The following is a 16,436-nucleotide window of genomic DNA, read 5'->3' as shown; positions in this document are numbered from 1 at the left end:
CCACGACACCGTGTCCGACCGACCCCGCGAGGAACCGATACCGATGCTGATGACCGACGTGCTGATCGTGGGCTACGGCCCGGTCGGTGAGATGCTCACGATCCTGCTGGCGCAGCGAGGGCTCACCGTCACGGCGGTCGAGCGGTGGGCCACCCCGTACGACTTCCCCCGCGCCGTGTCGTACGACGGCGAGGCGAGCCGCATCCTGGCCGCCGCCGGGGTCGCCGACCGGCTCGGCCCGGTGGTGGAGTCGTCGGGCGAGTACACCTTCAAGAACGGCTTCGGGCGGACCCTGCTGCACGTCAAGGTGACCGGCGACGGCCCGATGGGCTGGCCCGACTCGGTCTCCTTCTACCAGCCCGGCCTGGAGGCGCTGCTCGCCGAGCGGGGAGCGGAACTGCCGGGCGTCACGGTGCTGCGCCCGTACCAGGTGACCGGCCTGGTCGAGCACGACGACCGGGTCGAGGTCACCATCGCCGGGCCGGACGGCGAGGAGGTCCGCGCGGCCCGTTGGGTGGTCGGGTGCGACGGGGCCAACAGCTTCGTCCGGGAGCACCTGGGCAGCGGCGTCACCGACCTCGGCTTCACGTACGACTGGCTGGTCTGCGACGTGGTGCCGCACGAGGCCCGCGAGTTCAAGCCGAACAACCTCCAGGTCTGCGACCCGGCGCGGCCCCGCACCGCAGTGTCGGCCGGCCCCGGGCACCGCCGGTGGGAGTTCATGCGGGTGCCGGGGGAGAGCCGGGAGGAGTTCGAGAGCGTCGAGAGCGTCTGGCGGCTGCTCGGCCTCTTCGACATCACTCCCGACAACGCGACCCTGGAGCGGTACGGCGTCTACACCACCCAGGCGTGCTCGGCCGACCGCTGGCGCTCCGGCCGGATCCTGATCGCGGGCGACGCGGCGCACGTGATGCCGCCGTTCATGGGGCAGGGAATGAGTTCCGGTTTCCGGGACGCCATCAACCTCACCTGGAAGCTCGACCTGGTGCACCGCGGGCTCGCCGACGAGACCCTGCTGGACACCTACCAGGAGGAGCGCTGCGCCCACGTGCAGCACGCCATCCGGATGTCCATGGACTCGGGCACGGTGATCTGCGAGACCGACCGGACCGCAGCGGCCGGCCGGGACTCCGTCATGCTCGCCGAACTGCGCCGGCGCACGGCCCGCCCGCGCACCCGTTCCCTGCTGGAGCCGCTGGCCGGCGGCGTCCTGCACGGCCGGGGCGACGACGCCGCCGGCGCCGGCGTGCCGATGCCGCAGGGGCGCGTCGAGGTCGACGGCCGGGCCGGGCTCTTCGACGAGGTGGTCGGCACCGGCTTCGCCCTGCTCTGCGCCGAGGACCCCGACGGCCTGCTCGACGCGGACGCCCGGGCCGTCCTGGACTCCTTCGACGTTCGGGTCGTCCGGATGCTCCCCGCCGGTGCCCCCGCCCCGGAACCGGGCACCGGGCCGACCGCGTACGACCTCGACGACGTGTACCTGCCTCTCCTCAAGCGGTACGACGCCGTGGCGGTGCTCGTCCGGCCCGACTTCTACGTCTTCGGCACGGCCGCCGACCCGGCCGGTGTGCCCGCGCTCATCGAGGACCTGCGTCGGCAGGTCCGGCGCGGCTGATCAAGAGACCACCCACGGAAGGAACACCACATGTTCGAGAACCTGAAGATCGCCGGTCGGGCGATCCGCACGGTCTTCACGGCCGACCCCATCACCCGGGTCCGGCGCTTCTACGAGATCCAGTCGCCCGACGTGGAGTTCGCGGCGCGCCGCACCCACTACATGAACGTCGGCTACTGGTCCGACGGGGTCACCGACCTCGACACGGCGGCCGAGGCGCTGGCCGACAAGCTGGCCGACGCCGCCGGGATCAAGCCCGACGACACCATCCTCGACGTCGGCTTCGGCTACGCCGACCAGGACTTAAAGTGGCTGCGCGAGCGCCAGGTAGCCAAGATCTACGGCCTCAACATCACCCCGCACCACGTCGAGGCCGCGCAGCGCCGGGCACAGGAGGAGGGCTTCGCGGACCGGACCGACTTCCGCCTCGGCAGCGCCACCGAACTGCCCTTCGAGGACAACACCTTCGACCGCGTCGTGGCCCTCGAATCCGCCTTCCACTTCTACCCGCGCAGCGCGTTCTTCGCCGAGGCGCTGCGGGTGCTGCGCCCGGGTGGCGTGCTGGCCACGGCCGACATCATCCCGGTCAGCGCCGACGTCGTCCGGGCGGCCATCCAGTCGGGCCCGCTGAGCTTCGTCAAGTTCAGCATCCCGAAGGAGAACTGGCACGACCGGGACACGTACCGGCAGGAGCTCGTCGAGGCCGGCTTCGCCACCCCGGAGGTGACTTCGATCAAGGACCAGACCTGGGAGGGCTGGCGGGCGTACATGGCCGACCGGACCAACGACCCCGAGTTCCGCGCCGTCGTCAAGCCGGCCGTGCGCAAGAGCATGGCCGCGCACTGGAAGAACCAGGACCTGATGAAGCGGGAGCTGGCGCAGCTCGACTACGTGATCGCGGTGGGCCACAAGCGGTGACACCCCGCACGGACGAGGGGCCCGCCGACCGGTCGTGACAACCGGTGGACGGGCCCCTCGTCCGATGAGGATCAGATGGCCGGCGCCGCGGTCAGGGCGGTCGAGATGGCCCGCAGGACCGCCGCCTGGTGCTCGGCCAGGAAGAAGTGCCCGCCCGGGTAGACCTGCAGGTCGAACTGCCCCGTGGTGTGGGTCGACCAGGCGCGGGCCTCCTCGACCGTCGTCTTCGGGTCGTCGTCGCCCGTGAAGACGGTGATCGGGCAGCTCAGCGGCGGACCCGGCCGGTAGGTGTAGGTCTCCGCGGCCCGGTAGTCGCTGCGGATCGCCGGCAGGGCGGCCCGCAGCATCTCCTGGTCGCCGAGCACGGCCGGGTTGGTGCCGCTCAGCTTCCGGACGTCGGCCAGCAGGCCCTCGTCGTCGAGCAGGTGCACGGTCTCGTGCCGCGCCTGCGACGGCGCGCGGCGGCCGGAGGCGAACAGGTGCGCGGCCGAGCCGCCGTCCTGCTCGATCAGCCGGGCCAGCTCGAAACCGACGCTGGCGCCCATGCTGTGCCCGAAGATGGCCACCGGCTCGTCCAGCCAGGGCCGCAGCACGGTGAAGACCTCCCGCGCGAGCTGGTGGATGTCGCCGATGCACGGCTCGTGGCGCCGGTCCTGCCGGCCCGGGTACTGGATCGCCAGCACCTCGACGCCCGGGGAGAGGCTGCGGGAGACGGGGAAGTAGAAGCTGGCGGAGCCGCCGGCGTGGGGCAGGCACACCAGCCGCCTGGCGCGGCCCGGTGCCGGGTGGAAACGTCGCACCCACAGGCCGTTGTCGGTATCTGGCGTGGTCATCCTCGGCGGTCCTTCCCGGCGGCTGGAGTTCCCGACCGGGCCGAACGCAGACCCGGTCGAGGCGACGCTAGTGCGACCGGTCGGCACCCGGACACCCCTAGCTGGCCGGACGCCTGGTTAGGGGTTGTCCGCGCTCGCGCACACCCAATAACTTCTCCCCGCAGATGGGGATCCTCGTGGCTCTCGGCCGAGCGAGCCGAACGACAGATACAGGTGTCGCCTGAGACTTCTGCGCATTCGTACCGTCGCTTACGTCGAGTCTCCGCCGTGCATCGCGATGGGCTGGGTTGATGGACACCGAAGACAAGCTCCGGGAGTACCTGAAGAGAGTCACCGCCGACCTGCGGCGGACCCGGCAACGGCTCCGCGACGTCGAGGCCGACGCGCAGCAGCCGGTCGCGATCGTCGGCGTCGGCTGCCGCTTCCCCGGCGGGGTGCGGACGGCCGATGAGCTGTGGGACCTCGTCGCGGCCGGCGGGGACGCCATCGCCTCCTTCCCCACCGACCGTGGCTGGGACCTGGACACGCTCTACGACCCCGGGCGGTCCCGGCCGGGCACCTCCTCCGTGCGGGAGGGCGGCTTCCTGCCCGACGCCGGCGCGTTCGACCCCCGGCTGTTCGGGGTCTCGCCGCGTGAGGCCCTCGCCATGGACCCGCAGCAGCGGCTGCTGCTGGAGACGTCCTGGGAGGCGGTCGAGTCCGCGGGCATCGACCCCACCAGCCTGAAGGGTGCCCGCGTCGGCGTCTTCGCCGGCATGACCCACAACGGGTACGCCCACCCGCCGGAGACGCCGCCGGCGGGGGTGGAGGACTACCTGGGCCTCGGGAACGCGGGCAGCATCGCCTCCGGTCGGGTGGCGTACTCGTTCGGTTTCGAGGGGCCGGCGGTGACGGTGGACACGGCGTGTTCGTCGTCGTTGGTGGCGTTGCACCTGGCCGTGCAGGCGCTGCGGTCCGGGGAGTGCGACCTGGCGCTGGCCGGCGGCGTGACGGTGATGCCCACCCCGGCGGTGTTCGTCGACTTCACCCGGCAGGGGAACCTCTCCCCGGTGGCCCGCTGCCGGGCGTTCGCCGACGCGGCGGACGGCACCGCGCTCGCCGAGGGCGTGGGCGTGCTGCTGGTGCAGCGGCTGTCGGACGCGCGGCGGGACGGTCGGCGGGTCCTGGCCGTGGTGCGGGGTACGGCGGTGAACCAGGACGGTGCGTCGAACGGTTTGACGGCGCCGAACGGTCCGTCGCAGCAGCGGGTGATCCGGCAGGCCCTCGCGTCGGCGGGGTTGTCGGCCGGTGACGTGGACGTGGTCGAGGCGCACGGCACGGGTACGACGTTGGGTGATCCGATCGAGGCGCAGGCGTTGCTGGCGACGTACGGGCAGGGTCGGGACGAGCCGCTGTTGTTGGGTTCGGTGAAGTCGAACATCGGTCACACGCAGGCCGCCGCCGGAGTCGCCGGCGTGATCAAGATGATCTCCGCGATGCGGGCGGGCGTGGTCCCGGCGACCCTGCACGTCGACGCGCCGTCGTCCCACGTGGACTGGGCGTCGGGTGCGGTCGAGCTGGTGACCGAGTCCCGGGCATGGCCCAACGTGGAGCGTCCACGGCGCGCGGGCGTGTCCTCGTTCGGCATTTCGGGCACGAACGCGCACGTGATCCTGGAGCAGCCGGAGCCGGAGCCGGAACCCGAGGGCGGTGCGGAGCCGGTGGCGGCGGGACCCGTCGGGTTGCCGGTGCCGTGGGTGGTGTCGGCGCGGTCGGAGCGGGGCCTGTCGGGTCAGGCGGCGCGGTTGGTGTCGTTCGTGCGGGACCGGTCCGACCTCGCGGTGGCCGACGTGTCGTGGTCGTTGGCTACCTCCCGGGCGGCGTTGGAGCACCGCGCGGTGGTGTGGGGCTCGGACCGCGAGGAGTTGGTGGCCGGCCTGGCGGCGGTGGCCGAGGGTCGGTCGTCGGTGGTGTCGGGTGTGGTGTCGGCGGGTCGTCGGGCGGTGTTGTTCACGGGTCAGGGTTCGCAGCGCGCCGGTATGGGTCGCGAGTTGCACGAGGCGTTCCCGGTCTTCGCCTCAGCCCTCGACGAGGTGTGCACCCATCTCGATCCGTTGTTGCCGCGCCCGTTGCGTGAGGTGGTGTTCGCCGAGCCGGGCAGCTCCGAGGCCGGTCTGGTGGATCAGACGGTGTTCGCGCAGGCGGGGTTGTTCGCGGTCGAGGTGGCGTTGTGGGAGTTGTTGTCGTCGTGGGGTGTGCGGGCGGACTTCCTGGCGGGTCACTCGATCGGTGAGGTGACGGCCGCGTACGTGGCGGGGATGCTGTCCCTGTCGGACGCGTGTGCGCTGGTGGCGGCGCGGGGCCGGTTGATGCAGGCGTTGCCGGCTGGTGGGGTGATGGCGGCCGTCGGCGCGTCGGAGGACCTCGTTGCCGAGGTGATCGAGGCTACGGGCGCTGCGGTGGACGTCGCGGCGGTGAATGGTCCGGCGTCGGTGGTGGTGTCGGGTGCCGCGGGCGAGGTGGCGTCGGTGGTGGCGACCTCACGTGAGCGGGGTTGGCGGGTCAAGGAGCTGTCGGTCAGTCACGCGTTCCACTCGCGGTTGATGGATCCGATGCTGGACGAGTTCGCGTCGGTGGTGGCGGGGCTGGGCTGGCAGTCGCCGAGGATTCCGATCGTGTCGAACGTGACCGGGGCCGTGGCGGACACGGCGGAGATCACCGACCCGGGCTACTGGGTGCGGCACGTGCGGCAGCCGGTGCGGTTCGCCGACGCGGTGCGGACCCTTCACCAGCAGGACGTGACACAGTTCCTGGAGGTGGGCCCCGACGCCGTACTGACCGCGATGGCGCAGGACTGCGTCGAGGCGACCGACGACGTCCGGTTCACCGCCACGCTGCGCGCCGGCCACTCCGAGGCCGGCACGCTGCGCACCGCCCTGGCCGAGCGGTACGTCACCGGCGGCCACGTCGACTGGGCCGGGTACCTCGCCGGCACCGGGGCCCGCCCCCGCGCGGTCGACCTGCCCACGTACGCCTTCGACCACCAGCGCTACTGGCTCAACGCCACCATCACCAGCGACGTGGGGGCGCCCGGCCTCGGCGTCCGCGCCGTCGACCACGCGCTGCTCGACGCCGCCGTCCGCGTGGCCGACGACGACGTACGGGTCTTCGGCACCGAGCTGTCCGCGCGGACCCACCCGTGGCTCGCCGAACACGTCGTCTGGGACTCGGTGGTGGTGCCGGGCGCCGCCCTGGTCGAGATGGTCCTGCACGCGGGCGCGCAGGTCGGCTGCGACGCGCTGGACGAGCTGACCCTGGAGGCGCCGCTGACGCTCGCCGAGCAGGGCGCCCGGGCGGTGCAGGTGAAGCTGGGGAGGGCGGACGACGAGGGACGCCGGCCGGTCACCATCCACTCCCGACCCGCAGCCGACCCGGAGGGGAAGTGGGACCGCCACGCGACGGGCGTCCTCGCACCCACCGCGGCGCAGCCCGACGCGTCCGATCCGTCGCCCTGGCCGCCCACGGCCGCGGTCGGCGTCGCGGTCGACGCCGTCTACACCGAGCTGTCCCGCCTCGGCGTCGAGTACGGCCCGCTCTTCCGCGGCCTGCGCGCGGCGTGGCGTACCGACGACGAGGTGTGCGCCGAGGTGGCGGTGCCCGACGGCACCGAGGTCACCGGCTTTGGCATCCACCCCGCCCTGCTCGACGCGGCGCTGCACGTCGTCGGCCTGCTCGACGAGGACGGGGAGGCGTCCGGCGTACGCCTGCCCTTCGCCTGGACCGGCGTCACCCTCGCGGCGGTCGGCGCGACCGCGCTGCGCGTGCGCGCCCGGCGCAGCGGCGGCGGGGTCACCCTGACCCTGACCGACCCGGCCGGCTCCCCCGTCGCCCGGATCGGCTCGCTGGTCTCCCGCCCGGTGACCGCCGACCAGGTACGCGGCGCCGGTGCCGGCCTCGATTCGCTGTTCGACGTCGCCTGGCAGGCGGTGCCGATCGGCGGCCCGGCGGCCGCCCGCGCGGTGCTCCTCGGCGACGCTCCGTCCGGCCCGGCCGGCCTCACCACGGTCGGGCTCGCCGAGCTGGCCGAGGCGGTCGACTCCGGCCGGCTCGACCCGGACCTGGTGCTGCTTCCGGCGTACGCCGACGACGAGCGCGACCCCGTCCCCGCCACTACCCGGACCCGGCTCGCCGCCGTGCTGACCGCCGTGCAGGGCTGGCTCGCCGACGACCGGCTGGCGGAGCGGCGGCTGGTCGTGCTGACCCGGGGAGCCGTCCCCGCCGGCGACACCGGCCGGGCGACGGACCTGCCCGGCGCCGCGGTCTGGGGCCTGCTGCGCTCGGCCCAGGCGGAGCACCCCGACCGCTTCGTGCTCGTCGACCTCGACGAGGCGGGGCGACCGGAGCCCGGCGGCGTTGCCGGCACGGTCGACCTGGTGGCCCGCGCGGTCGCCACCGGCGAACCCCAGCTCGCGGTCCGGGGCGACCGGGTGCTGGCGCCCCGGCTCACGCCCGCCGTCCTCGACCCGGCGCTGGGCACCGAACCCGACCCCGACGGGACGGTCCTGGTCACCGGCGCCACCGGCGCCCTCGGCGGCCTGCTGGCCCGACACCTGGTCGCCGCGCACAAGGTGCGCCACCTGCTGCTGGTCAGCCGCCGGGGACCGGACGCCCCCGGCGCGGCCGAGCTGCTGGCCGGGCTGGCCGCCCTGGGCGCGCAGGCCCGGCTGGTGGCCGGCGACGTGGCCGACCGGGACACCGTTGCCGCCCTGCTGGCCGACATCCCCGCCGAGCACCCGCTCACCGGGGTGGTCCACGCCGCCGGCGTCCTCGACGACGCGGTGGTGTCGGCGCTGACCCCGGATCGCGTGTCCGCCGTGCTGGCCGCGAAGGCCGACGCCGCCTGGCACCTGCACGAGCTGACCCGGGGGCGGAACCTGCCGATGTTCGTCCTCTTCTCGTCGGTCGCCGGCGTTCTCGGCGGCCCCGGGCAGGGCAACTACGCCGCCGCGAACGCGTTCCTGGACGGCCTCGCCCACCACCGGCGCGCCGCGGGCCTCGCCGCCACCGCCCTGGCCTGGGGCCTCTGGGCCGCGGACAGCGGGATGACCGGCGCCCTCGACGCCGCCCAGCGGCAACGGATGAGCCGTAACGGCCTCAGCCCGCTCGACACCGATCAGGGGCTGCACCTGTTCGACGCCGCCCTGCGCGGCGGCGGCCCCCACCTGGTGCCGGCGCTGCTCGACCTCGCCGCGCTGCGCCGCCAGTCCGATACCGGCCAGTTGCCGGCGCCGCTGCGCGGCCTGGTCCGGGCCAGGCGGCGCGTCGTCGACGGCGGCGGCGACGGCGGGCCGTCCTTCGCGCAACGCCTCGCCGGAACGCCCGAGGCCGAGCGCGGCCGGCTGGTGGAGGAACTGGTCAAGGCGCAGGTCATCGAGGTGCTCGGCTACCCGCCGGCCACCGTCATCCCGTCCGGCCAGACGTTCACCGGCCTCGGCTTCGACTCGCTGACCGCGGTGGAGCTGCGCAACCGGCTGACCGCCGTCACCGGGATCCGGCTGCCGGCGAGCCTGATCTTCGACTGCCCCACGCCCGCCGCGCTCGCCGACTTCCTGCTGGCCGACGCCGCGCCGCCCGCGCCCGCGTCGAGCCTGCTGGCCGAGCTGGACCGGCTGGAGGCCGCGTTCGCCGCGACCGGGCCGGACGAGCTGGAACGACTGGCCGGCGACGACGAGACGCGGACCGCCGTCGCGGTTCGCCTCCGGGCGCTGGTCACCCGGTGGAGCGACGCCACCGACCGGCCCGCCGACGTCAGCCAGGCCATCGACGATGCCTCGGACGACGAGCTGTTCGACTTCATCGACCAGAAGTTCGGCCGATCCTGACCACGAGTCCGCCGCTTGCCCCTTAGCGACAGGTGATCACCCCGATGGCGAACGAAGCCAAGCTCCGCGAGTACCTCAAGCGCGTCACCGCTGACCTGCACGAGACCAGCGAACGCCTGAGGGCCGTCGACGAGCAGAACCACGAGCCCATCGCGATCGTGGGGATGAGCTGCCGCTACCCGGGCGGGGTGCGGACCCCCGAGGCGCTGTGGCGGCTGGTCGAGTCCGGCACCGACGCCGTCACGGAGTTCCCGGCCGACCGGGGCTGGGACGTGGCGAACCTCTACGACCCCGACCCGGACGCGCACGGCAAGTCGTACACCCGGGAGGGTGGCTTCCTGCACGACGCCGGCGAGTTCGACGGCGGCTTCTTCGGCATCTCCCCCCGGGAGGCGCTGGCGATGGACCCGCAGCAGCGCCTGCTGCTGGAGGTCGCCTGGGAGGCGGTCGAACGGGCCGGCATCGCCGCCGACTCGCTCAAGGGCAGCCGCACCGGCGTCTTCACCGGCGTCATGTACCACGACTACGTGTCCCGCCTGAACGGCGTGCCGGAGGAGGTCGAGGCCTTCGTCGGCACCGGCAACCACGGCAGCGTCGTCTCCGGCCGGATCGCCTACACGTTCGGGTTCGAAGGCCCGGCGGTCACCGTCGACACCGCATGCTCGTCCTCCCTGGTGGCGATGCACCTCGCCGTGCAGGCGCTGCGCTCCGGCGAGTGCACGCTCGCGCTGGCCGGCGGCGTCACCGTCATGTCCAGCCCCGACACGTTCATCGGCTTCAGCCGCCAGCGCGGCCTGTCCCCGGACGGGCGGTGCAAGTCCTTCGCTGCCGCCGCCGACGGCACCGGCTGGAGCGAGGGCGCCGGGCTGCTGCTGCTGGAACGGCTCTCCGACGCCCACCGCAACGGGCACCCCGTGCTCGCCGTGGTGCGCGGCACCGCGGTCAACCAGGACGGCGCCTCGAACGGCCTCACCGCGCCCCACGGCCCGTCCCAGCAGCGGGTGATCCGCCAGGCCCTGGCCAACGCGCGGCTCTCCCCGGCCGACGTGGACGCGGTGGAGGCCCACGGCACCGGCACCCGCCTCGGCGACCCCATCGAGGCGCAGGCGCTGCTCGCCACCTACGGCCGGGACCGGGCCGACGACCAGCCGCTGTGGCTCGGCTCGATCAAGTCCAACCTCGGGCACACGCAGGCCGCGGCCGGCGTCGCCGGCGTGATCAAGATGGTCATGGCGATGCGGCACGGGGTGCTGCCGAGGACCCTGCACGTCGACGAGCCGTCCCCGCACGTCGACTGGTCGGCCGGCGCGGTGAGCCTGCTCCGCGAGCCGCGCCCGTGGCCGCACGGGTCCCGCCCGATGCGGGCCGGCATCTCATCCTTCGGCGTCAGCGGCACCAACGCCCACGTCATCGTCGAGGCCGCCCCGCCCACGCCGCAGCCGGCCGCCGATGCCGTCGCCGGGCCCGACCCGCTGCCGTGGGTCGTCTCCGCCCGCAGCGCCGCCGCGCTCACCGCCCAGGCCGACCGGCTGCGCACCTGGCTCGCCGACCACCCCGACGCCGCGCCGGCCACGGTGGGCCGGGCCCTGGCCGTCGGACGGTCCGCCCTGGAACACCGGGCCGTGGTGCTCGGGGCCGACCGGGACGAGCTGATCGCCGGGCTCGCCGCGCTGGCCGACGGCGTCCCGGCCGCGTCCGTGCGGCGCGGCGTCGCCGGCCCCACCCGCGTCGCGGTGCTCTGCACCGGGCAGGGCGCCCAGCGGGTCGGGATGGGCCGGCAGCTGTCCGCCGCCTTCCCGGTCTTCGCCGCGGCCTTCGACGCCGCCTGCGCGGAACTGGACCGGCACCTCGACCGGCCCCTGCGCGAGGTCCTCGACGGTCCCGCCGACGTGCTCGACCGCACCGGTTACGCCCAGGCGGCGCTGTTCGCCGTCGAGGTGGCCGCCTACCGGCTCGTCGAGTCCTGGGGCGTCGTGCCCGACTTCGTGGCCGGGCACTCGGTCGGCGAGGTGGCCGCCGCGCACGTCGCCGGCGTGCTGTCGCTGCCGGACGCCGCCCGCCTGGTCGCCGCCCGGGGCACCCTGATGCAGGCGCTGCCCACCGGCGGCGCGATGGTGTCGGTCCGCGCCACCGAGGCCGAGGTGCGCCAGCACCTGGACACCACCGTCGAGGCGGCCGGCGCGGGGCTGGCCGCCGTCAACGGCCCGGAGTCCGTCGTCGTCTCCGGCGACGAGGACGCGGTGCTGGCGGTCGCCGACCACTTCGCGGCCCTCGGCCGGCAGACCAAACGGCTGCGGGTCAGCCACGCGTTCCACTCCGCCCGGATGGACCCGATGCTCGACGCGTTCGCCGACGTGCTCGGGCAGTTGACCTTCGCCGCCCCCCGGATTCCCGTGGTCTCCACCGTGACCGGCGTCGTGCTCACCCCCGACGAGGTGCGCTCGCCGGCGTACTGGCTGCGCAACGTCCGGGAGACGGTCCGCTTCGACGCGGCCGTGACCGCCCTGCGCGAGCTGGGCGTGGGCGCGTACGTCGAGGTGGGCCCCGGCGGGGTCCTCTCCGCGCTGACCCAGGAGATCGTCGGGTCGGACCAGGTGGTCTGCGCCCCGGTGCTGCGCGCCGACTCCGACGAGCCGGCGACCGCGCTGGCCGCCGCCGCCACCGTCTGGGCCCGCGGCGTGCCGGTGGACTGGGCCGCCCTGTTCGACGGCCCACCCGCGCCGCTCGACCTGCCGACGTACGCGTTCCAGCGCCAGCGCTACTGGCTGCTGCCCCTGCCGCAGGCCGCCGACGTGACCGCTGCCGGGCTGACCCCGACCGGGCACCCGCTGCTCGGCGCGGTGTTCCGCTCCGCCGACGGCGACGAGGTGACGCTCACCGGCCGGCTGTCGGTGGAGAGCCAGTCCTGGCTGGCCGAGCACGCCGTCCGCGGCGTGGTGCTCCTCCCCGGCACCGGGTTCGTGGAGCTGGCGTTGCGGGCCGGCGCGGAGGTCGGCGCGGACCGGCTCGCCGAGCTGACCCTGGAGGCGCCGCTGGTGCTGCCGGAGACCGGCGGCGTCGACGTGCAGGTCGCCGCCGAACGCGGCAGCGCCGACACGTGGCAGCTCACAGTCCACGCCCGCCGGTCCGGCACCGACGACCTGTGGGTCCGGCACGCCACCGGCCTGCTCACCCCCGAACCGGGAGAGGACGGGACCCCGCTGACGGCCTGGCCGCCGGCCGGCGCCACCGCCCTCGACGTGTCCGAGCTGACCGGGCGGGCGGCGGAGGCCGGATTCGCGTACGGCCCGACCTTCTCCGGGCTGCGCGCCGCCTGGCGGCTCGGCGCCGACGTCTACGCCGAAGTCGCGCTGCCCGAGCCGGCGGCCGGCGAGGCCGGCGGGTACGGGCTGCACCCGGCGCTGCTCGACGCCGCCGTGCAGGCGGTCGGGTTGGGCATCGTCGACCCCGGCCAGGCCCGGATGCCGTTCTCCTGGTCCGCCGTCACGCTGTCCGCCCACGGCGCCGACACGCTGCGGGTACGGCTCACCCCCACCGGCCCGGACACCGTGGCCATGCTGGTCGCGGACGCGGCCGGCGAGCCCGTCGCCCGGGTCGGGTCCCTGGTGCTGCGGCCCCTGCCGGCCGGGGAACCGGCCTCCGGCGCGTCCTCCTGGCGTCGCTCGCTGTTCCGCCTCGACTGGCCCCGGCACGGTGGCGGCGCCGGCGCGCCCGACGACACGACCTGGGCCGTGCTCGGCGACCACCCCGCGCCGCTGCCGTCCGGCGTGACCGCCGCCCGGCACGCCGACCTCGACGCGCTGGTCGACGCCGGAGTGCCCGACGTCGTCCTGTTCCCGGTGGCCGGTGCCACCGCGACCGGCCCCGGCCCGGTCCACGGCCTGCTCGCCGAGGTCCTCGGCGTGCTCCAGGGCTGGCTCGCCGCCGAGCGGCACACCGGCGGATCCCGGCTGGTGGTGCTCACCCGCGGCGCCGTCGCCGTGGACGACGACGCCGAGGTGGCAGACCTGGCCGGCGCGGCCGTCTGGGGTCTGCTCCGCTCCGCGCAGGCCGAGCACCCCGGCCGGTTCCTGCTCGTCGACGTCGACGACCCGGACCGCTCCGCCGCCGCCCTCGCCGGCCTGCTGTCCGCCGACGAGCCGCAGGCGGCGGTGCGCGACGGCGTGGTCCGGGTGCCCCGGCTCGTCGCCGCCACCGAATCCGACGCCCCGGCCCCGTCGCTGGACCCGGACGGCACGGTGCTGGTCACCGGCGGCACCGGCGCCCTGGGCGCACTGACCGCCCGCCACCTCGTCACCCGGCACGGGGTCCGCCACCTGGTGCTGACCAGCCGGCGCGGGGCCGACGCGGACGGCGTCGCCGACCTGCTCGCCGAGCTGGCCGACCTGGGCGCGACCGCGACCGTCGAGGCGTGCGACGCCGCCGACCGGAACGCCCTGGCGGCGCTGCTGGACCGGATCGACCCCGCCCACCCGCTGACCGGCGTGGTGCACTCCGCCGGCGTGCTCGCCGACCGCACGCTGACCTCGCTCACCGCCGAATCCCTCGCCGAGGTGCTGCGGCCCAAGGTGGACGCCGCCGCGCACCTGCACGAGCTGACCGCAGGCCTGGACCTCGGCCTCTTCGTCACGTACTCGTCGGCGGCGGGCGTGACGGGCAGCCCCGGCCAGGCCAACTACGCCGCCGCCAACGCCTTCCTCGACGCGCTCGCCCACCGACGGCGGGCCGCGGGCCGCCCGGCGCTCTCCCTGGCCTGGGGGCCGTGGGCCGAATCGGGCGGCGGCATGACCGCCGCCCTCGACCGGGCCGACACCGACCGGCTGGCCCGCGCGGGCGTCCGGCCCCTCCCGCAGGCGGACGGCCTCGCCCTCTTCGACGCCGCCCTGCTGACCGGCCGGTCGGTGGCGGTGCCGATGACGGTGGACGGCCCGGCGCTGCGCGCCCAGGCCGAGGCGGGCACCCTGCCGTCCGTGCTGCGCGGGCTGGTCCGGACGCCCCGCCGCCGCGCCGCACGGACCGGTCCGGCCAGGACCGCCGCCCTCACCGACCAGCTGGCCGGGCTCGACCGCGAGGAGCGCGCCGCGGCCCTGCTGCGGCTCGTCCTCGACCAGGTCGCGGCGGTGCTGGGGTACGCCGACGCCGCCGCCGTCGAGGCCGCGCGTCCGTTCACCGACCTGGGCTTCGACTCGCTGACCGCCGTCGAGCTGCGTAACCGGCTGGGTGCGGTCACCGGCCTGCGGCTGCCGGCGACCCTGGTGTTCGACCACCCGACGCCGCTCGCCCTGGCCGACCACCTCGACGCCGAGACCGGCACGGACACCGGCCCGCTGCCGGCGCCGGTCGCCAGCGCCGCGGCGCTAGACGAACCGATCGCGATCGTCGGGATGAGCTGCCGCTACCCTGGCGGCGTACGCTCCCCGGAGCAGCTGTGGGACCTCCTCGTCGCCGGCGGCGACGGCATCACGGACTTCCCCGCCGACCGCGGGTGGGACCTCGAGGAGCTGTACGACCCGTCCGGCACGCGCCGGGGCACCAGCTACGCCCGCGAGGGCGGCTTCCTGGCCGACGCCGGTGACTTCGACGCCGACCTGTTCAAGATCTCGCCGCACGAGGCCCTCGCCATGGACCCGCAGCAGCGGCTGCTGCTGGAGACCTCGTGGGAGGCGATCGAGGACGCCCGGATCGACCCGCTCGCACTCCGGGGCCGCCCGGTCGGCGTGTTCGCCGGCATGATGTACCACAACCACGCCGCCGGGCTGGCCGACGTGCCGGAGACCCTGGACGGCTACCTCGGCGTCGGCACGGCGAGCAGCGTGCTGTCGGGCCGGGTGGCGTACTCGTTCGGTTTCGAGGGGCCGGCGGTGACGGTGGACACGGCGTGTTCGTCGTCGTTGGTGGCGTTGCACCTGGCCGTGCAGGCGCTGCGGTCGGGCGAGTGCGACCTGGCCCTCGCGGGCGGCGTCACCGTCATGGCGACCCCCGAGACGTTCATCGACTTCTCCCGCCAGCGGGGCATGTCCCCCGACGGCCGGTGCAAGTCGTTCTCCGATGACGCGGACGGCACCGGCTGGTCCGAGGGCGTGGGCGTGCTGCTGGTGCAGCGGTTGTCGGACGCGCGGCGGGACGGTCGGCGGGTCCTGGCGGTGGTGCGCGGCAGTGCCGTGAACCAGGACGGCGCGTCGAACGGGTTGACGGCGCCGAACGGTCCGTCGCAGCAGCGGGTGATCCGCCAGGCTCTCGCGAACGCCCGGCTGGGCGTCGCGGACGTCGACGTCGTCGAGGCGCACGGCACGGGCACGACGCTCGGCGACCCGATCGAGGCACAGGCGCTGCTCGCCACGTACGGGCAGGAGCGAGGCGACCACGACGCACTGCTGCTGGGTTCGGTGAAGTCGAACATCGGTCATACGCAGGCGGCTGCCGGGGTGGCGGGGATCATCAAGGTGATCTTGGCGATGCGGGCCGGGGTGGTGCCGGCGTCGTTGCACGTGGGCGAGCCGTCGTCGCATGTGGACTGGTCGTCGGGTGCGGTGGAGTTGGTGACGCAGGCGCGGGAGTGGCCAGCGGTGGGGCGCCCGCGTCGGGCGGGGGTGTCGTCGTTCGGCATTTCCGGCACGAACGCGCACGTGATCATCGAGCAGGGAGAGCCGGAGTCCGCTTCGGCGTCCGTCGCGCCGGTTGGGTTGCCGGTGCCGTGGGTGGTGTCGGCGCGGTCGGAGCGGGGTCTGTCGGGTCAGGCTGCGCGGTTGGTGTCGTTCGTGGGGGACCGGTCTGACCTGTCTGTGTCGGATGTGTCGTGGTCGTTGGCTTCGTCCCGGGCGGCGTTGGAGCACCGGGCGGTGGTGTGGGGTGGCTCGGTCGAGGAGTTGACGGCGGAGCTGTTGGCTGTGGTCGAGGGCCGTCCGGCGGTGGTGTCGGGTGTGGTGTCGGCGGGTCGTCGGGCGGTGTTGTTCACGGGTCAGGGTTCGCAGCGGGCCGGTATGGGTCGTGAGTTGTATGACGTGTTCCCGGTGTTCGCGGCGTCCTTCGATCGGGTGTGTGGGCAGTTCGACGGGCTGTTGCCGCGTGCGTTGCGGGAGATCGTGTTCGCCGAGCCGGGTACCCCCGATGCCGGTCTGGTGGATCAGACGGTGTTCGCGCAGGCGGGGTTGTTCGCGGTTGAGGTGGCGTTGTGGGAGTTGTTGTCGTCGTGGGGTGTGCGGGCGGATT

The 16,436-nt window shown here is 74.7% G+C and carries 5 protein-coding genes and 1 pseudogene; 5 read left to right on the top strand and 1 reads right to left on the bottom strand.

Translation table 11 applies throughout. From position 1 onward, the window contains the following. Nucleotides 1–43: 43 nt before the first annotated feature. Both ACGFZ2_RS33325 and ACGFZ2_RS33320 read left to right on the top strand, forming a co-directional pair. The gene (locus tag ACGFZ2_RS33325) at nucleotides 44–1,615 is read left to right on the top strand and encodes a bifunctional 3-(3-hydroxy-phenyl)propionate/3-hydroxycinnamic acid hydroxylase (RefSeq protein WP_393460761.1); all 1,572 of its coding nucleotides are present in this window, start codon (nucleotides 44–46) and stop codon (nucleotides 1,613–1,615) included. Nucleotides 1,616–1,645: 30 nt separating this feature from the next. After that, nucleotides 1,646–2,533 carry a class I SAM-dependent methyltransferase gene (locus tag ACGFZ2_RS33320; protein ID WP_393460758.1) on the top strand — a complete coding sequence of 296 codons (888 nt, stop codon included), beginning with the start codon at nucleotides 1,646–1,648 and terminating at the stop codon, nucleotides 2,531–2,533. Nucleotides 2,534–2,604: 71 nt separating this feature from the next. On the opposite strand, the gene ACGFZ2_RS33315 is transcribed toward ACGFZ2_RS33320, so the two are convergent. Continuing rightward, the gene (locus ACGFZ2_RS33315) at nucleotides 2,605–3,366 is read right to left on the bottom strand and encodes a thioesterase II family protein (RefSeq protein ID WP_393460755.1); all 762 of its coding nucleotides are present in this window, start codon (nucleotides 3,364–3,366) and stop codon (nucleotides 2,605–2,607) included. Nucleotides 3,367–3,653: 287 nt separating this feature from the next. Here ACGFZ2_RS33315 and ACGFZ2_RS33310 point away from each other — a divergent pair, with 287 nt between their 5' ends. The 3 genes and pseudogenes from ACGFZ2_RS33310 to ACGFZ2_RS33300 form a co-directional block, all read left to right on the top strand. After that, nucleotides 3,654–9,227 carry a type I polyketide synthase gene (locus ACGFZ2_RS33310; RefSeq protein WP_393460752.1) on the top strand — a complete coding sequence of 1,858 codons (5,574 nt, stop codon included), beginning with the start codon at nucleotides 3,654–3,656 and terminating at the stop codon, nucleotides 9,225–9,227. Nucleotides 9,228–9,271: 44 nt separating this feature from the next. Continuing rightward, nucleotides 9,272–9,319, top strand: a pseudogene (locus ACGFZ2_RS33305) (polyketide synthase docking domain-containing protein); the annotation flags it as partial. Nucleotides 9,320–9,385: 66 nt separating this feature from the next. Further along, nucleotides 9,386–16,436: type I polyketide synthase (locus ACGFZ2_RS33300; protein ID WP_393460778.1), on the top strand; the 7,051-nt coding region annotated here is incomplete at its 3' end.

This window comes from Micromonospora sp. NPDC048063 (assembly GCF_043202855.1).
Lineage (GTDB): Bacteria > Actinomycetota > Actinomycetes > Mycobacteriales > Micromonosporaceae > Micromonospora.
Note: the sequence above shows the minus strand (reverse complement) of the source record. Positions and strands in the feature narration are given on the sequence as shown.